The following is a 17,211-nucleotide window of genomic DNA, read 5'->3' as shown; positions in this document are numbered from 1 at the left end:
GTAAACGGGAATCTTCGGCACTTTTTCTGCCTGTTTGAAGCAAAATAAGTCACGTGTTTCAACAAAAAAGACGGCATCTCCTACAGAAAAACATCCTCAAAACAACTTTCACAACCGACAAATGCAAAATTTAAACAGGCTCTTAGAGTATGAACAAAAAAAGTTTAGATGTAAGATGTTTATTATCAGGGATGATTGAAAAATAGTAAAAAATATATATGTGTAACTCTTGCGTAATTCAAATAAACTACCTACTTTTGCATCGCAATTCAGAGGAATAGCAGTTAAGTAAAATAATGGTTCGGTAGTTCAGCTGGTTAGAATACATGCCTGTCACGCATGGGGTCGCGGGTTCGAGTCCCGTCCGGACCGCACATATAATATTTTGGTGCGTTAGTTCAGCTGGTTAGAATACATGCCTGTCACGCATGGGGTCACGGGTTCGAGTCCCGTACGCACCGCGAAAGCAAATAGTAAATTAAAGAAAAATCCCGAAATTCAAAAGTTTCGGGATTTTTTTCGTATTAACGAATGTGATGTTCAATGTATTTGCCTATAAGTTTTTAGACAACCTTTCTTGTATATTCATCTTTAATAAATATCTTTGAAGATCATAAATTATGAAAGATGGAAGATCTTGTAAATAGACGCTGTGGATGGGCTGGTACGGACGATTTATATGTGAAATATCACGATGAGGAATGGGGTAAATTGGTTACCGATGATAAAACCTTATTCGAATTTCTTGTTCTGGAAAGTGCCCAGGCTGGATTGGCTTGGATTACTATTCTTCGTAAGCGTGAAGGGTATAAAAAAGCATTTTATAATTTTGATGTTGAGAAAGTAGCTGCGATGACCTCGGATGATATTGACCGGCTGATGCTTTTCGATGGGATTGTCAGGAATCGGCTGAAGATTGCATCCACGATCACGAATGCCAGATGTTTCATCGCGATTCAAAAGGAATTTGGCAGTTTCTATAATTATACGTTATCGTTTTTCCCTGAACAGAAACCGATTGTAAATAATTTCAAATCGTTGAAGGAGATTCCGGTTACAACCCCAGAATCTGATGCGATGAGCAAAGATATGAAGAAACGAGGGTTTAAGTTTTTTGGCTCTACGATCTGTTATGCTCATATGCAGGCTACAGGGTTTGTAAATGATCATTTGGTAGGGTGTCTTTGTCGGAAAAAGACTCTTGCTGATTGTCCGGTTTAGGAGTTTTTGAGATGATAACAACCTCTGTGAAACGGAGCTCTGATCCGGATAGAAATTATGTTTTGACAGTCTTAACAAGAAAAACGAGAATTTATAGGTTGTAATAGTTGTTGGTTCGATTAATAGTGTTATCTTTGGGTCAGAGTTTGAGTTACGTATTATTAGCGTATAGTTCTTCTTTATTATTAAGTAGGCCTCTCCATTAATTTTCCTCCTCATACCCTAATTAGTATTTATTAAAAATAAAATTTTAAATGAACATTTACATTACAGGCTTAAATTATAGCATTAATGATGCTGATTTGAATGATTTATTTGCAGAGTATGGAGAAATTACATCTGCAAAAGTTATCATGGATAGAGAAACAGGAAGATCCAGAGGATTTGGTTTTGTTGAAATGGTAAACGATGGAGATGGCCAAAAAGCGATCGATGCTCTTAATGGAGCTGAATTTGAGAAAAAAGTAATTTCAGTAAGCGTAGCCCGCCCTCGCTCTGAAAAACCGTCAAGTGGAGGATATCGCGAAAGAAGGGGTGGTTATAATAGTTCCAGACGATATTAATTTCTTGATATATAAGACAGAAGGTTGTCCCTTCTGTCTTATGGTTCTCCTATAGTTTAGTTAGCTTCTATTCTTTAATGCAATGGCAGGATTTTTTATATCCTGCATTTCCATATACCGGAAATATCTTGGCATTCTACTCTGAATTCTTACAAAATAGATTGATTATTAATATAAATAAATATAGATAAATGGCAAAATCCGTAACATACAATAAACGAGAAAACGAAAAAAAGAAACAAGCCCGAAGGGCCGAAAAACAAAAAAAGAAAGAAGACAGAAAATTGCTTGGCAAAGCGAATAGTTTTGATGATATGATCGCTTATGTGGATGAAAACGGCGTGATTACATCGACTCCTCCCGAATTGAATCCTAATAAAGAAGAAATTAAGCAAGAAGATATTCTTATCTCTACCCCAAAAAAAGAAGATATAGAGACACCTACCGTGCTGAAAGGGAGGGTTGATTATTTTAATGAATCAAAAGGATATGGTTTTATCAAAGACCTTGGTAGCGACGAGAAGTATTTTTTTCATGTTAGTAATAATACACTGACCGATATTTCGGAAACCGACATCGTTACTTTTGAACTTGAACGCGGTCTGAGGGGAATGAATGCAATTAATATTCGTATTGAAAGCGAGGTTTGATAGTATGGAAGAAACCCTGGAAAGCATTTTTCGAGTCATGATTTTATTGTTCAGGAAACTCACGATATAGCCTGTGATGCAGGCTGCTATCAGAGAGCCTTCTCTGACTCCTTCGATCCGTTGAGTGAAGATCAGTGATAAAATGATGGCGACCGTTACTAAAGTGAAATCAAAAATGACCTTGAATTTTCCGAACTCTTTATTGTAACGGCGGGCGGCGTAGTTGACGAATCCTTCTGCACTCATCATCGCAACCTGGGGTTTGATTTCTAATACGACACCAATAGACTGGATGAGACAACCCAACAGTAACAGCGCAATCGACGTTATATAATTGGATGGATGCAGGTCTTCAGTGAGTGCCATATTGAAATCTATGAATGTTGAAAATATGAACGAAAATGGAATTTGCAACAGGATAGATATTTGGTCTTGACGGCTTTTCGTCCCTCGGATTAACCAGAACTGTCCTAGTATCAGCAATACGTTTACGATAAAGGTACAGGTCCCTAAAGAAAGAGGGCTGTTGAGGCTTAACACATAATTTACACTTGAAATAGGAGTCGTTCCTAAAGCGGAATGTATAATCAGGACGATTCCTGCAGCTAAAAAATATAATCCAATGACAAATACCAAATACTTTTTTAAAATCGTTTTTATATCCATATCTCCCGACAACATTTAATTACTTTCTTGCTTGGAGCAATATAAGTGTACGCAAAGGTCGCTATTTTTTCGTGAAGAGATTCTGATTTAGTATGAAAAAACGTTATCCATCGAAGCGATTGTTACTATTTGTCAGTCGACTCTTGGGAAAGATTTTGTACCTTTAGAGCAATTAAAAGGGTATCTTATGTTTGAAAGTTTTGATTTTCAGCAAATGATCAGTGCATTCATTGTGTTATTTGCTGTGATTGATATTATTGGTTCCATTCCAATTATTATTAATTTGAAAGAAAAGGGTAAGGACGTGAATGCTATGAAGGCAACGGTTATCTCTTTTTTGTTGATGATCGGGTTCTTCTACGCAGGCGATGTCCTGCTACGGCTTTTCCATGTGGATATCGAATCGTTTGCAGTGGCAGGTTCGTTTGTTATTTTCCTGTTATCATTGGAAATGATACTCGATATAGAAATCTTTAAAAATCAGGGACCGATAAAGGAGGCGACACTGGTTCCGTTGGTCTTTCCTTTACTGGCGGGTGCCGGTTCGTTTACCACATTATTATCTTTGAGGGCGGAGTATGCTAATGTCAATATTGTGATAGCCTTAATACTGAATATGATATGGGTCTATTTTGTCGTTCGCATGACAGCCCGTATCGAACGCTTTTTTGGAAAAGGCGGAATCTATATTATCCGGAAGTTCTTCGGTATTATTTTGTTGGCGATATCAGTCCGCTTGTTTACCGTTAATATCAATCTTCTGATAGAAGCTTTGCAGGGGCATTGAAAAGGGGGTTACAGAGTTTCCTTTTTGCTTTCTATCTGTTCCTTGTTTTTACAGGAGGCAGGTGAGTAACTGTAGTCTCCTGCAAACTGATGAGGCATTAGTTCGACGGGCTTCACTGCAATTTTGCCACCTTTTTGGGTGAATACCAGGCATTGATTGTTAAGTTTCCGTTCTTGCAGGTCGAATACCAGATTCGGATTGAAGTGTTGCCCGTTTACCCGTACTTCAAAATGAAGGTGTTCCGTCGTAGCTCTTCCTGTGCGTCCGGTCAGTGCAATCGGTTGTCCGGCTTTTACATAGTCTCCCGGCTTGACCAGATTTTTGGAGTTATGGCTATAGACTGTTTCCAATCCGTTGTAATGGCGTACAACAATTACGTTTCCGTATGCATAATAAGGCTTAGCTAGACGGACGATTCCGTCGAATGCTGATATGATCGTATCATTGGCGCAAGTTTTCAAATCTACACCCGAATGGTGTTTTCTACGTCCGGCATATGGAGAGATTACTTTTGCGCCGGGTAAAGGGAAAGCATAGTCTTCTTTCTGTATCAGGCTTAAATCGATAAGCATCGAATTCTCATCTGCCATCAGGAGCGGATCCGTTACGGCAATATCATTTTTTTCTCTGTTGGAGAAGTTTATTGTTATATTTTTGCGGGGAGATGTTTGTTCGTACAGTTTCGGTTCTTCCGGAAACAGAAAAGCAAAATCTGTGTTTGGAAGAGGAATATCCGTTGTTGGCAGGACCAGGATTGATTCCTGCTGCGGGGCAGGCTGCGTTTGAGCCGTCCACAAAGAATGGCATGCGCTTAACACTAGTAATAATATGACTGACAATATGCTGTAGTGTGTTTTAGACATTTTGTAAAATTATTGACACTACAAAAATAGGAAAAAAAGTGAAACGGGAGAGAGGTAAAATGAAAAAGGCGTCCGAAAAAGAATCAGACGCCTTTCAATGCCAAACTATTTGTGATTACTCGTCACTCATTATTTGAATAAAGAACAGGCAATACCCAGTTCTAAACCACGCAATTCAGCCAAACTACGCAAACGACCGATACAGGAATAACCTGGATTAGTCTTCTTGTGCAAGTCATCGATCATCTGATGCCCGTGATCCGGACGCATAGCGATTGAGCAATCGCGTTCCTGCTCGATTTCAAGAAGGGCTTTCATTACTTCATAAACGTTCACGTCTCCTTCCAGCAGGTTTGCTTCGAAGAAGTTTCCGGCTTCATCGCGTTTGGTACTACGTATATGGACGAAGTCGATACGGTCACCGAACCGTTTCATCATACCGGCTAGGTCATTATCTCCACGAACACCGAATGAGCCGGTACAGAGGCATAAACCATTGCTTTTGTTTGGTACGGCTTCGATCAACTTGCGGAAATCCTCTTCAGTGCTCAAAATACGGGGCAAGCCTAAGATCGAGTAGGGAGGATCATCCGGATGGATAACCATACGTGCGCCTACTTCGTCGGCAACCGGAGTAATCTCTTTCAGGAAATAAATCAAGTTGGCGCGGAGTCTTTCCGCATCAATGTCTTTGTAACGATCCAGTTCGGCCCGGAACTGATCCAATGTGAAACTTTCCTCGGAGCCGGGCAGACCAGCGATCATGTTGCGTACTAGCAGTGCTTTGTCATCTTCGCTCATCTCGTCAAAACGGGCTTTTGCGATTGCTTTTTCTTCGTCTGTATATTCCTGTTCTGCAGCAGGGCGTTTCAGGATGTAGAGATCGAAAGCCATAAAAGCTGCACGTTCGAAACGTAATGCTTTAGAGCCGTCAGGCATGGTGTAAGCCAAGTTTGTACGGGTCCAGTCCAGAACCGGCATAAAATTGTAAGTAATCACACGGATGTCACATGCAGCCAAGTTACGGATACTTTCTTTATAGTTGTCGATATATTTCTGGAAGTCTCCGCTTTGTGTTTTGATATGTTCGTGTACGGGAACACTTTCCACTACGCTCCAGCGTAAGCCGGCTGCTTCGATCATATCCTTGCGTTTCTGTATTTCTTCGACAGTCCATACTTCTCCGTTCGGGATATGATGCAAGGCATTTACAATTCCGGTAGCGCCGGCTTGGCGGATATCGGAAAGACTAACAGGATCGTTCGGTCCGTACCAGCGCCATGTTTGTTCACATAAATACATAATGTCTTGTTTTTAATTGTGAGATTAAATAGAGAATGCATCAAAACCACCGTCTACGATAGCGATTGTTCCGGTTACGAATTTGGAAGCGTCGCTGATCAAGTATTGGATTGTACCAAATAATTCATCCGGTGTACCCAGACGTCTGAACGGAGTATGTGCAATGACAGATTCAGCACGTGGAGTGTAAGATCCGTCCGGATTTGTCATCAAAGTACGGTTCTGTTCCGTCAGGAAGAATCCCGGAGCAATTGCATTTACACGCAAACCTTCTCCGAATTTGATCGCCAGTTCACCGGCCAGGTATTTAGTCAGGTTGGAAATGGCGGCTTTGGCAGCACCATAACCCACGACGCGGGTAAGCGGGCGCAAGGCGGATTCGGAAGAGAAGTTAACGATAGCACCTTCTCTTTGGTTAGCCATTACATCGGCAAATACCATTGTCGGGAGAACTGTTCCGAACAGGTTCAGGTCTACCACCTTACGGAAAGCGTCGATGTTCAGGTCGAAAATCGTGCTGTCCGGTCCGATGGTCGCGCCAGCCATATTACCGCCGGCTGCATTCAGCAATGCATCGATGCGACCATATTTGGCCAGGATATCTTTTTTGTTCTGTTCCAGAATTTCTTTGTTTAATACGTCGGTCAGGAAGAAGCTTGCTTCTCCTCCTTTAGCTTTGATGTCGGCTACAATTTGTTCACCAACTTCGGCTGCACGGTCAAGAATAACGATTTTAGCACCTTCTTCAGCAAGATGACCAGCAATACCTCTGCCTAAGATCCCGGCTCCACCGGTAATAATGACAACTTTGTCTTTAACGCAAAATAAATTAGCCATATTTTTATTGTTTATGATTGTGATAATTTCATTGTTACTATCTTATTGTGCTCGCGCACACATTGGGCACAAAAGTATAGTATTTATTTATCAAACAAAAAGAAAACGGATAAAAAATACCTTTTTATGTTTTCAAATATAATTGTTATAGTATTTGATATTCTCTTTCATCAGGATATCAATCGGCATATAATTGATCTGTTCCACTTTTTCTTTGAGGACTAAATGGCGGAATAGTGCCCGTATGCAATTGAATCCCTGCACTTCCGGCCGTTGGGCGATCAGGTGCGTGATGGAACCGTCATTTAGGCAAGTGATATTCGGGTCTATCACATCATAGCCGATCAATCTGAAATTCTCTCCTTTATCACGGAAGTATTTTCCCAGTAAGTGGGCACGGGAATTGAATATGATACCTGCGTTCACCTCCTTATGCTCTTCTAAGAAAGTATTCAGTATGCTTATGTTCTTTTCCGGTTCGTCGGCATGTAATTGTACAGAATAGATACGTCCGTTATAGTTCTTTTCTGCCAGATAAGTCCTGAAGCCTTCCTCGCGTTTCATGACCTGGGTTACCTGCATTTCTCCTTTGCGGATAAAGCGGAAGATTGCGATATTTTCGGTCGGGTTGATTTGTTCGTATAGCAAACGGCCGGCAATGTATCCGGAATCATACGAGTTGGTTCCGTAATAGGCCACGCAATTGGTGTTTTCAATGAATGCGTCTATCAGTATGTAAGGTATTTGTAACTGATCCAGCCGGGATGCCAACTTGACGACACTGTCATGGAACTGTGTTGCAATCACGACTCCCTGACAGTCGGCTTTTTCGATCCTGGGAATGAGCTCGTCGAAACTGCTTTTGTCGTATTGATTGAAGCACATACGTTCGACTTCTACGTTGTAGCTGAAAAGTTCCTGCTCTGCTTTATCTATTCCTTCGCAAAGTTTATCCCAATATTCGCCTTTTGCAAAAGAAGGAGTCAGTGTGATAAAATGGTAGTTCTTTTTTAGTGCAAGGGAACGGGCTATCAGGTTCGGGTGATAGTCTATTTCTTTTAAAACTTTTTCTACTTTTTTCTGTGCCTCTTCGGATACTTTGCCTCGGTTGTGCAATATGCGGTCGACGGTTCCGGTCGAAACTCCGGACATCTCTGCAATGTCTTTGATTCTATATGTCTTACCCATAGATCGGAAAGCTATACAGCCCGCAGAATGTTTATTTTTGCGGGCTGTTGTCTATTTATGATTTGATATTATAGTTGTTGTACTTCTTCTTCTGTTGAAATCGTATTTAATTTTCTGAATGTGTAGCACTGCATCATATAGATAAGAGGAACGGCGACAAAGAGTCCGACGAAGAACAAGATGCAACCGACGATCGCAGTGCCGATCATGGCCAACAGTAATAAAAACAACGGCATCCCCTGTCCTTTAGTCAAGTCCCAGCTTTTTTGCAGTGATTCTATAATTCCGCAGTCTTCCTCTACGATATAGGCAGAATAAAATTGCAGGCGGATAGCCAGATAGATACCCGGAACAATCAGTAAGAATATTCCGATAGCCACTGCGATCCCCATAATGATACTGGCAATAAGATAAGTGAAGATTTTACGGGATTGCTGCCCGTATGCGGAAAACTGTGGTTCTTCTCCATCCATTGTCTGGAACAGATTTTTTATGTAGCCCAACATGAAAGCACTGGATATGACGGCACTGATCAGATTCACGATGATCTTACCGACCATCGAACCTTGCGCTGGCATACCGAACAGACTAATGATTGATGACAGGATAAAATATCCGATAAACAGCCCTACCAGTACCCAGATCTGAGATTTAGTGTACTTCCATGAAGTGCCGAACACTTCCGATATCATAAACTTTGGTTCCATATGAATTGATTATTTAGGTTATATAAGCCGTAAAATTAGGATAAATTATTGAATAAACAAATTCTGTGTTAAAATTATGTATCAATTTAAACGAATATATTTTCGATTGGTCAAATTCTCAATATATCTCTGATACAGAAATATAAAATAAGCAATTTTTTAGTATAAAAGATTGTATAAACGGAAAAAGTACAACAAAAAGATTCTACATTTGTACGCTTTTTATGAGGAATAGGCTATGAACCCATAAGTTTAGGACAGCATCGTTGTGGAATTTTTTTTACTATGGATGCAGCGGATCTCACCCGTTGCGATGGCTTTTTGATGGCCTTCTAATGACTAAAAACAAGAATAGTATAGAAGATATATAATAATGAATATGGATAAACAAATGTTGAGAACTACTATTACCCAATTAAGGCAAATTGCATTGTTTGCAGTAGGGGTATCTTTATTAACCGCTTGCGGGAACAATCAAAGCGGTATGAAGTTAGGGGATAATGAATTTGCTGTCCTTGCTGTCAATTCGACAACGAGCGACCAGACAACATCCTATCCGGCGACGATCAGAGGAACGCAGGATATTGAGGTACGCCCCCAGGTTTCGGGTTTTATCGTTAAGTTATGTGTGGATGAAGGAGCAACAGTTCGTAAAGGGCAGGCTTTGTTCCAGATCGATCCGACCCAGTATGCTGCTGCGGTCGGACAGGCAAAAGCGGCTGTCGAGATGGCTAAAGCCAATGTCGCTACTTTGACCCTGACCGAAAAGAATAAAAAGGCTTTGTTCGATCAGAAGATTATCAGTGATTTTGAGTATCAGACAGCGGTCAACCAGCTTATGTCTGCCAAGGCAAGCCTGGCTCAGGCAGAAGCATCTTTGGTAAGCGCAAATCAGAATTTATCTTTCTGTACGGTGACAAGCCCGTCGAATGGCGTTGTCGGTACATTTCCGTACCGTATCGGAAGTCTGGTCAGCCCTTCTGTTTCGCAGCCGTTGACAACCGTATCCGAAATCAACGACGTGTATGTTTATTTTTCTATGACGGAGAAAGAGCTGCTGCGTCTGACAAGAGCCGGGGGCACTTTGAAAGAACAGCTGGAAAAGATGCCGGCTGTCCGCTTGCAGCTGTCTGACGGCACAACTTATCAGTCGGAAGGCAAGATCGATGCCGTTAGCGGTGTAATCGACCAGTCAACCGGGTCTGTCAGCATGCGTGCTGTTTTCCCGAATGATAAAAATATATTGAGAAGCGGCGGTACCGGCAACATCATATTCCCATACACGATGGATGGGATTATTATTATCCCTCAGTCCGCTACTGTCGAAATCCAGGACAAAAAGTTTGTTTTCGTCTTGCAGGCGGACAATTCCGTGAAGAATACGGAGATTCAGATCTCTAATCTGGATGACGGTAAGAATTACCTGGTGACAAATGGTTTGAAATCCGGTGACAAAATCGTGATTGAAGGCGTACAGAACCTCCATGACGGCCAGGCTATCCAGCCGATCACGCCGGAACAGCAGAAAGCGAAATATGATCAGGCCTTGAAAGATCAGAACGAAGGTAATCTGAAGACCGCTTTTAATTAATAACTTCCATTTGTTCGTTAAAAACAGAAGATATGAAATTAGATAGATTTATAAACCGCCCGGTGCTCTCAACGGTGATCTCCATCTTGATTGTCATACTGGGTATATTAGGCTTGCTGTCCTTGCCTATTACCCAATATCCGGATATTGCCCCTCCAACCGTTTCGGTGAAAGCTACTTATACGGGGGCAAACGCACAGACGGTATTGAATAGTGTGATTGCGCCGCTGGAAGATCAGATCAATGGTGTGGAGAACATGATGTACATGACTTCGTCGGCTTCGAATAACGGATCGGCCGAAATCTCCATTTATTTTAAACAGGGTACCGATCCTGACATGGCTGCCGTCAATGTGCAGAATCGTGTTTCGATGGCACAAGGTTTGCTGCCGGCCGAAGTAACTCAGATCGGTGTGACGACTCAGAAACGTCAGAACTCCATGTTGATCGTGTTCTCTGTTTATGATGCCGAGGACCGTTACGACCAGCGATTTATCGAGAACTATGCCAAGATCAACCTGATTCCGGAAGTACAGCGTGTACCAGGTGTGGGGGATGCGAATGTGTTAGGAACCGACTACTCCATGCGTATTTGGTTGAAGCCGGATGTGATGGCACAATATAAACTGGTTCCGAATGACGTTGCAGGTGTCTTGGCTGAGCAGAACGTGGAAGCCGCTCCTGGTTCGTTTGGTGAACGGGGTAACCAGAGTTTCCAGTATACGATCCGTTATAAGGGACGTTTGCAGGAAGTAAGCGAATTTGAGAACATGGTCGTGAAAGCTTTGCCGGATGGTGAAGTGCTCCGTTTGAAAGATATCGCCGATATCGAATTGGGACGTCTGACTTATAACTTTGTCAATAAAGTAAACGGTCATAGTGCCGTAACCTGTATCGTTTATCAGATGGCAGGAACCAATGCGACGGAAACCATCAATAATATCCAGAACCTGCTGGAAGAAACAGAAAAGATATTGCCTCCGGGCTTGAAGATCGACGTCGGTATGAATGCCAACGACTTCTTGTACGCTTCTATTCACGAGGTGCTCAAGACATTGATTGAAGCTTTCATCCTGGTATTCATCGTTGTGTATATCTTCTTGCAGGATTTACGTTCGACTTTGATTCCGGCTATCGCGATCCCGGTAGCATTGATCGGTACGTTCTTCATGCTATCGCTGATCGGCTTTAGCTTGAACTTGCTGACTCTTTGTGCTATGGTGCTCGCCATTGCGATCGTGGTCGATGATGCGATCGTGGTCGTCGAGGGTGTCCATGCCAAGCTGGATCAGGGATACAAATCAGCGAAACTGGCTTCTATCGATGCCATGAACGAGCTGGGCGGTGCTATCGTCTCCATTACGTTGGTCATGATGTCCGTGTTTATTCCGGTAAGTTTCATGAGCGGTACGGCCGGTACATTCTATCGCCAGTTCGGTTTGACGATGGCTATCTCGATCGGTTTGTCTGCATTGAACGCCTTGACGCTGAGTCCGGCTCTGTGTGCGATGTTCTTGAAGCCGCACGAAGAAGGGCATGAGAAGAAATCGACTTTCGTCTCCCGTTTCCACTCTTCTTTCAATGCCGCATACGACTCTTTGCTGAACAGCTATAAAAAACGTGTTGTATTCTTTATCCAAAAGAAATGGCTTTCGTTCGGTATCGTTGCCGGATGTATCGTCCTGCTTGTTGTTTTGATGAATGTGACCCCGACAGGTATGGTTCCGAATGAAGATACCGGTACGATCATGGGAGCGGTGACGCTGCCTCCGGGAACTTCCCAGGAACGTACGATAGAGGTGATGAACAAGGTGGACAGCCTGATCGCTGCCGACCCGGCAGTCAAATCGCGTACGGCCATTATTGGTTTCAGCTTTATCGGTGGCCAGGGGCCTTCATACGGTTCGTTCATTATCAAGTTGAAAGATTGGGAAGAACGTTCCATGATGCAGAGTTCGGATATTGTGTATGGCAGTTTGTTCATGCGTGCGCAAAAGATTGTGAAGGATGCACAGGTGCTGTTCTTTACTCCGCCTATGATCCCAGGGTATTCCGCATCCAGTGATATCGAGTTGAACATGCAGGATAAGACTGGTGGTGATCTGGAAAAATTCTTCGATGTGACGAAGCAATATATGGCTGCTTTGACAGCGCGTCCTGAAATCAAGTCGGCACAGAGTACCTTCAACCCTAACTTCCCGCAGTATATGATCGATATCGATGCGGCTGCCTGTAAGAAAGTAGGGATCAGTCCGAGTGATATTCTGGCAACCATGCAGGGATATTACGGTGGTTTGTATGCCTCCAACTTCAACCGTTTCGGTAAGATGTACCGTGTGATGGTCCAGGCTGATCCGGCTTTGCGTACCAATTTGGAATCGTTGAAGAATATCAAAGTCCGCAATGGAAACGAAATGGCTCCAATCTCGCAGTTCGTGTCTATCAAGAAAGTGTATGGACCGGATATTATCAACCGTTTCAATATGTATACATCTATTAAAGTGATGGTTGCGCCGGCGGATGGATACACCAGTGGCCAGGCATTGAAAGCAATCGAGGAGGTTGCCGGTACGACACTTCCGACCGGTTTCGGATACGAGTTGGGTGGTATGGCGCGTGAAGAGGCTGAAACCAGCGGCAGCACGACCGGTTTGATCTTCCTGCTCTGTTTCGTATTCGTTTATTTGCTGCTGAGCGCCCAGTATGAAAGTTATATTCTGCCATTGGCTGTATTGCTTTCCATTCCGTTCGGTTTGATGGGTAGCTTCCTGTTCGTACAGGGATGGGCTGCTTTGGGTAATATCCCGGCTTTGAAGATGATCTTAGGTACGATGTCCAACAATATCTATATGCAGATCGCCTTGATCATGTTGGTCGGTTTGTTGGCGAAGAACGCCATCCTGATCGTAGAGTTTGCCCTCGACCGTCGCCGTATGGGTATGAGTATCACGTGGGCTGCCGTTTTAGGTGCTGCCGCTCGTCTACGTCCTATCCTGATGACATCGTTGGCTATGGTAGTCGGTCTGTTGCCTATGATGTTCGCGTTCGGTGTAGGTGCTCACGGTAACCGTACTTTGGGTACTGCCGCCATCGGAGGTATGTTCATCGGTATGATCTTCCAGATTTTTATTGTTCCGGTTTTGTTTGTGGTATTCCAGTACTTGCAGGAGAAATTCAAACCTATCGAATGGGAAGATTTGGATAACAGCGATATGAATACGGAAATAGAACAGTACGCAAAAACAAAATAAGAGATGACAATGAAGAAAGAGATTATATATATGGTATGTGCAACCGCTCTTTTGAGCAGTTGCCATATCTATAAAGCATATGACCGTCCGGATACGATCGAAACTTCCGGTATCTACCGTGATCCGGTCTCTGCCACCGACACGTTGGCAGCAACAGATACGGCCAATATGGGAAACCTGCCCTGGAAGGAAGTTTTTCGTGATCCTAAATTGCAGGCCTTGATCGAAGAGGGATTGGCAAACAATGTGGATATGCAAGCCGCTATCCTGAGGGTAGAGGAGGCCAAATTGTTGTTGACTTCCGCTCGCCTGTCTTTCCTCCCTTCTTTGAATCTGGCTCCGCAAGGAACCATAACCAAAATGGAAAATACGGGGTATGTAAAAGCCTATACCTTGCCGGCGGCAGCCAGCTGGGAAGTCGATTTGTTAGGTAAACTATTGAATGCGAGCCGCGGGCAGAAAGCCGCTTATTTGCAGAGCCAGTACACGCAGCAAGCGATACGCTCGCAGCTGATCGGCGGAATCGCCAATGCCTACTTCACTCTGTTGATGTTGGACCGCCAGGTGGAGATTACTTCCAAGACGGTAGATATCTACAAAGAAAATGTGCGGGCTATGGAGGCGATGAAGGTTGCCGGCATGACAACAGAAGCCGCAGTCGTCCAGATGCGTGCCGTGTACCATCAGGTATCCGGTTCGTTGATCGAACTGAAGCGTCAGGTGCGTGAAGTGGAGAACTCCTTATCTGTATTGCTAGCGAAAGCACCGCAGCCCATCGACCGCAGTACGCTTGAAGACCAGGTGATGCCAGAAGAGCTGATGGCTGGTGTTCCTTTGCAGTTGTTGGAAAACCGTCCGGATGTGAAGGTGGCCGAGATGACATTGGCCAGCGCTTATTATACGACCAATAAGGCCCGTGCCGCTTTTTATCCGGGAATCAATATTACGGCGACAGCCGGTTGGACGAATGGTTCGGGTGTTACGGTTTCCAATCCGGGACAGTTTATGTTTCAGGCGTTGGCTTCGTTGGCACAGCCTATCTTTAACAATGGTAAGCTGGTGGCCAACCTGAAAATCTCAAAAGCGGAAGAACAGATTGCCAAGATGAACTACCAGCAGACGATTCTGGAAGCGGGAAAGGAAGTGAGTGACGCTTTGCATCTTTATGATGCTACCAATAGAAAACTTATCCAGGACAAGGCTCAGATAGAAGAGTTGGAAAAGGCGGTAACCTATACTAATGCTTTGTTCCAATCCGGACAGTCCACTTATCTGGAAATTCTTTCTGCCCAGCAGAGTCTGCTCAGTGCGCAGTTGACGGAAGTCTCCGACAATGTCCAGCGTATGCAGGCTGTTATCAATTTATATAGTGCCGTCGGTGGCGGAAGAGAGTAAAAAGCAATTGACAATTTAAAAGGAGATTATTATGATTAGTCCGTTAGCTTATGTAGATGCAAGCGCGAAGTTAGGAGCGAACGTAACCGTCCATCCGTTTGCATACATCGATAAGAATGTAGAAATCGGTGATGACTGCGAGATCATGCCTCATGTCAGTATCATGAGTGGAACCCGTATGGGAAAGAGGAACCGCATCTTCAATGGTGCTGTCATTGCTGCCGAACCGCAGGATTTTAACTATAAGGGAGATGATACGATCGTCGAAATCGGAGATGACAATGTGATCCGTGAAAACGTAGTGATCAACCGTGCGACCAATTCTGGCGGGAAGACGATTATCGGTAATGGCAATTTCCTGCATGAAGGCGTGCATGTTTCCCACGACACGCATATCGGTAATCACAGTGTGTTCGGATACGGGAGCAAGATTTCCGGCAACTGCATGATTGAAGATTATGTGATTTTCGGAGGTAACGTGCTGGTGAGCCAGGGATGTCGTGTCGGAACCTGGTCGATGACGCAGACCGGTTGCCGCTTCCGCAAGGATGTGCCTCCTTATATCGTGGCTGCATTGGAGCCGACGACCTATTACGGGGTAAACTCCGTAATCCTGATGCATGAAGGCATGAGCGAAAAGATCGTAAAACATATCAGTCATGCTTACCGTATCATCTATCAAGGTAACGCCAGTATATTCGATGCCTTGCTGATGATTAAGGACCAGGTGCCGATGAGCGACGAAATCCAGCATATCATCGACTTCATCAGTGCTTCGAAATTGGGCATCATCAAATAAAATAGGATTATCCGACAGAAAAGAAAGAGTTGTTCTTTATGGAGCAGCTCTTTTTTTATTTATCTTTGTTGAGTTTTATATTCTCAATGTCTAATCTAAAAATGAAATGTAACATGAAAAACTTATTTAAATCGTTTGTGGTTCTTTTAGCAGTTATGGCTGCTGTCCCTTCTTTTGCGCAAAAAGCGAATAACACGTTGACTGAAAAAGAAAAGAAACAAGGTTGGACTTTGCTGTTCAACGGGAAAGATTTTACCGGTTGGAGACAATGCAACAATACCGGTATGGCCCCGAACTGGGTAATCGAAGACGAGGCGATGAAAGTCTTTACCGCTCCGGGCAAAAAACCTGGACACGGTGCAGGAGGCGATATCCTGTATAAGGAAAAGAAGTTCAAGAACTTTGAGCTATCTGTAGATTGGAAAACCAGTAAAATGGGAAATTCAGGTATCTTCTATTATGTACGCGAAGTTCCGGGCAAACCGATCTATTATGCAGCTCCCGAAGTACAGGTTCTGGATAATGTGGATGCAACCGACAACAAGCTGGCAAACCACCTTGCCGGTTCTTTGTATGATATGCTCCCTGCCGATCCGATGCCGGCGAATGGAACACGATCGTGATCAAGGTGAAGGATGGCAAAGTGACGCATACCCAGAATGGAAAGGAGGTCGTTCAGTATACTTTGTGGAGCAAAGAATGGGATGATATGGTTGCCAATAGCAAATTCAAAGATTTCCAAGGCTTCCAGGAAGGCATTTCCCATGAAGGGTATATCGGCTTGCAGGATCATGGTTATCCGATCTGGTTCCGCAATATCAAGATTCGGGAATTGAAGTAAGTTATGGTTTAAATCTGCTAATTTAAGTGACAATTGGCATGCTTCTATTGCCAAACAGCCTGCTCATAGACCTTTTGCCTTTAGTCGAAAACCTTTTCGCCCTTGGTCAAAAGCCCTTTCGACACAGGTCAAAAACCTTTTCGACTAAGGGCGAAAAGGTAAGGAGTGGTAGAAATAGCTGTTAATACCTGTGTATTTGTTGATTAATTGATATTGTAGTATCCTTGTTTTTCATTTAATATATATAGGTGGATGTGAAGATGGGGGCATGGCCAACCCGAATCTGGGCGAGACAGGTGAAGGCAAATTTTTGAGGTGAAGGCAGTCCGGTTGTCTGCCTTCACCCTTGTATGACATGATAATCGAAAGGTGTCAAAGGTGGGTGAAGTTGAAATGATTCATATCTGCCTAAAAATGAACTTATATCATTTAATATGAACTATAAGATGGAGAAGGTGTATAGACAAAAGAAGGTGTGTCAAAATTCTCACCTTCTTTTTTATGCCCAAAGCCCCGACTTTCACAAGCTGGGGCTTTGTTATAACCTGAA

Annotated in this window: 15 protein-coding genes, 2 tRNA genes and 1 pseudogene; 12 read left to right on the top strand and 6 right to left on the bottom strand. The window is 43.4% G+C overall.

The window, feature by feature from the left end:
- Window positions 1-298: 298 nt before the first annotated feature.
- The 5 genes from KTG12_RS20150 (at window position 299) to KTG12_RS20130 (ending at window position 2,434) form a co-directional block, all read left to right on the top strand.
- Window positions 299-372: transfer RNA gene (locus KTG12_RS20150), tRNA-Asp, on the top strand.
- A gap of 15 nt (window positions 373-387) precedes the next feature.
- A tRNA-Asp gene (locus tag KTG12_RS20145) sits at window positions 388-461 on the top strand.
- Window positions 462-627: 166 nt separating this feature from the next.
- Window positions 628-1,221, top strand: a complete 594-nt coding sequence (locus tag KTG12_RS20140; protein WP_005650909.1) for a DNA-3-methyladenine glycosylase I — start codon at window positions 628-630, stop codon at window positions 1,219-1,221.
- Between the two features lie 254 nt (window positions 1,222-1,475).
- Window positions 1,476-1,784, top strand: a complete 309-nt coding sequence (locus KTG12_RS20135; RefSeq protein WP_122204406.1) for an RNA-binding protein — start codon at window positions 1,476-1,478, stop codon at window positions 1,782-1,784.
- Window positions 1,785-1,975: 191 nt separating this feature from the next.
- A complete protein-coding gene (locus tag KTG12_RS20130) occupies window positions 1,976-2,434 on the top strand; it encodes a cold-shock protein (protein WP_122115525.1) in 459 nt (152 codons plus the stop codon).
- A gap of 12 nt (window positions 2,435-2,446) precedes the next feature.
- Here the strand turns inward: KTG12_RS20130 and KTG12_RS20125 are convergent.
- Window positions 2,447-3,100 (bottom strand): annotated as a pseudogene (locus tag KTG12_RS20125) (YitT family protein); the annotation flags it as partial.
- A gap of 187 nt (window positions 3,101-3,287) precedes the next feature.
- Here KTG12_RS20125 and KTG12_RS20120 point away from each other — a divergent pair.
- Window positions 3,288-3,887 carry a MarC family protein gene (locus KTG12_RS20120; RefSeq protein ID WP_005640812.1) on the top strand — a complete coding sequence of 200 codons (600 nt, stop codon included), beginning with the start codon at window positions 3,288-3,290 and terminating at the stop codon, window positions 3,885-3,887.
- Window positions 3,888-3,895: 8 nt separating this feature from the next.
- On the opposite strand, the gene KTG12_RS20115 is transcribed toward KTG12_RS20120, so the two are convergent.
- The 5 genes from KTG12_RS20115 to KTG12_RS20095 all read right to left on the bottom strand — a co-directional run bounded on the left by KTG12_RS20115 (window position 3,896) and on the right by KTG12_RS20095 (window position 8,784).
- Window positions 3,896-4,750, bottom strand: coding sequence for a M23 family metallopeptidase (locus tag KTG12_RS20115; protein WP_022321567.1), 855 nt, complete (start codon window positions 4,748-4,750; stop codon window positions 3,896-3,898).
- Between the two features lie 129 nt (window positions 4,751-4,879).
- Entirely contained in the window at window positions 4,880-6,052 is a 1,173-nt protein-coding gene (gene uxuA, locus KTG12_RS20110; protein WP_138273221.1) for a mannonate dehydratase, read from the bottom strand.
- Window positions 6,053-6,076: 24 nt separating this feature from the next.
- A complete protein-coding gene (locus KTG12_RS20105) occupies window positions 6,077-6,889 on the bottom strand; it encodes an SDR family oxidoreductase (protein WP_005640818.1) in 813 nt (270 codons plus the stop codon).
- Window positions 6,890-7,021: 132 nt separating this feature from the next.
- On the bottom strand, window positions 7,022-8,077 hold the full coding sequence (locus tag KTG12_RS20100) for a LacI family DNA-binding transcriptional regulator (RefSeq protein ID WP_138273220.1): 1,056 nt from the start codon (window positions 8,075-8,077) through the stop codon (window positions 7,022-7,024).
- 68 nt (window positions 8,078-8,145) lie between these two features.
- A complete protein-coding gene (locus tag KTG12_RS20095) occupies window positions 8,146-8,784 on the bottom strand; it encodes a hypothetical protein (protein WP_005646181.1) in 639 nt (212 codons plus the stop codon).
- A 379-nt stretch (window positions 8,785-9,163) separates the two neighbouring features.
- Here KTG12_RS20095 and KTG12_RS20090 point away from each other — a divergent pair, with 379 nt between their 5' ends.
- The 6 genes from KTG12_RS20090 to KTG12_RS22000 all read left to right on the top strand — a co-directional run bounded on the left by KTG12_RS20090 (window position 9,164) and on the right by KTG12_RS22000 (window position 16,661).
- Window positions 9,164-10,375, top strand: a complete 1,212-nt coding sequence (locus tag KTG12_RS20090; protein ID WP_039850185.1) for an efflux RND transporter periplasmic adaptor subunit — start codon at window positions 9,164-9,166, stop codon at window positions 10,373-10,375.
- A gap of 32 nt (window positions 10,376-10,407) precedes the next feature.
- Window positions 10,408-13,626, top strand: a complete 3,219-nt coding sequence (locus KTG12_RS20085; RefSeq protein ID WP_138273219.1) for an efflux RND transporter permease subunit — start codon at window positions 10,408-10,410, stop codon at window positions 13,624-13,626.
- A gap of 3 nt (window positions 13,627-13,629) precedes the next feature.
- Window positions 13,630-15,021: an efflux transporter outer membrane subunit gene (locus KTG12_RS20080; RefSeq protein ID WP_155143625.1), complete on the top strand. Its 1,392-nt coding sequence runs from the start codon at window positions 13,630-13,632 to the stop codon at window positions 15,019-15,021.
- Between the two features lie 31 nt (window positions 15,022-15,052).
- On the top strand, window positions 15,053-15,820 hold the full coding sequence (lpxA, locus tag KTG12_RS20075; RefSeq protein ID WP_022321561.1) for an acyl-ACP--UDP-N-acetylglucosamine O-acyltransferase: 768 nt from the start codon (window positions 15,053-15,055) through the stop codon (window positions 15,818-15,820).
- Window positions 15,821-15,933: 113 nt separating this feature from the next.
- Window positions 15,934-16,443 carry a DUF1080 domain-containing protein gene (locus KTG12_RS20070; RefSeq protein ID WP_254189055.1) on the top strand — a complete coding sequence of 170 codons (510 nt, stop codon included), beginning with the start codon at window positions 15,934-15,936 and terminating at the stop codon, window positions 16,441-16,443.
- Window positions 16,440-16,661: a DUF1080 domain-containing protein gene (locus KTG12_RS22000; protein WP_371745261.1), complete on the top strand. Its 222-nt coding sequence runs from the start codon at window positions 16,440-16,442 to the stop codon at window positions 16,659-16,661. The genes KTG12_RS20070 and KTG12_RS22000 overlap by 4 nt, the downstream gene beginning before the upstream one ends.
- The last annotated feature ends 550 nt before the right edge of the window (window positions 16,662-17,211 follow it).

Origin of the sequence: Parabacteroides sp. MSK.9.14 (assembly GCF_019041495.1) — a bacterium.
Taxonomy (GTDB): domain Bacteria; phylum Bacteroidota; class Bacteroidia; order Bacteroidales; family Tannerellaceae; genus Parabacteroides; species Parabacteroides merdae.
Note: the sequence above shows the minus strand (reverse complement) of the source record. Positions and strands in the feature narration are given on the sequence as shown.

Excerpts from the sequence above, each read along its gene's own strand:
- KTG12_RS20105 (WP_005640818.1), bottom strand. The coding sequence starts at position 6,889 with ATGGCTAATTTATTTTGCGTTAAAGACAAAGTTGTCATTATTACCGGT.
- KTG12_RS20070 (WP_254189055.1), top strand. The coding sequence starts at position 15,934 with ATGAAAAACTTATTTAAATCGTTTGTGGTTCTTTTAGCAGTTATGGCT.
- KTG12_RS20085 (WP_138273219.1), top strand. The coding sequence starts at position 10,408 with ATGAAATTAGATAGATTTATAAACCGCCCGGTGCTCTCAACGGTGATC.
- KTG12_RS20140 (WP_005650909.1), top strand. The coding sequence starts at position 628 with ATGGAAGATCTTGTAAATAGACGCTGTGGATGGGCTGGTACGGACGAT.
- lpxA (WP_022321561.1), top strand. The coding sequence starts at position 15,053 with ATGATTAGTCCGTTAGCTTATGTAGATGCAAGCGCGAAGTTAGGAGCG.
- KTG12_RS20080 (WP_155143625.1), top strand. The coding sequence starts at position 13,630 with ATGACAATGAAGAAAGAGATTATATATATGGTATGTGCAACCGCTCTT.
- KTG12_RS20090 (WP_039850185.1), top strand. The coding sequence starts at position 9,164 with ATGGATAAACAAATGTTGAGAACTACTATTACCCAATTAAGGCAAATT.
- KTG12_RS20100 (WP_138273220.1), bottom strand. The coding sequence starts at position 8,077 with ATGGGTAAGACATATAGAATCAAAGACATTGCAGAGATGTCCGGAGTT.
- KTG12_RS20095 (WP_005646181.1), bottom strand. The coding sequence starts at position 8,784 with ATGGAACCAAAGTTTATGATATCGGAAGTGTTCGGCACTTCATGGAAG.
- KTG12_RS20135 (WP_122204406.1), top strand. The coding sequence starts at position 1,476 with ATGAACATTTACATTACAGGCTTAAATTATAGCATTAATGATGCTGAT.
- uxuA (WP_138273221.1), bottom strand. The coding sequence starts at position 6,052 with ATGTATTTATGTGAACAAACATGGCGCTGGTACGGACCGAACGATCCT.
- KTG12_RS20120 (WP_005640812.1), top strand. The coding sequence starts at position 3,288 with ATGTTTGAAAGTTTTGATTTTCAGCAAATGATCAGTGCATTCATTGTG.
- KTG12_RS20115 (WP_022321567.1), bottom strand. The coding sequence starts at position 4,750 with ATGTCTAAAACACACTACAGCATATTGTCAGTCATATTATTACTAGTG.
- KTG12_RS20130 (WP_122115525.1), top strand. The coding sequence starts at position 1,976 with ATGGCAAAATCCGTAACATACAATAAACGAGAAAACGAAAAAAAGAAA.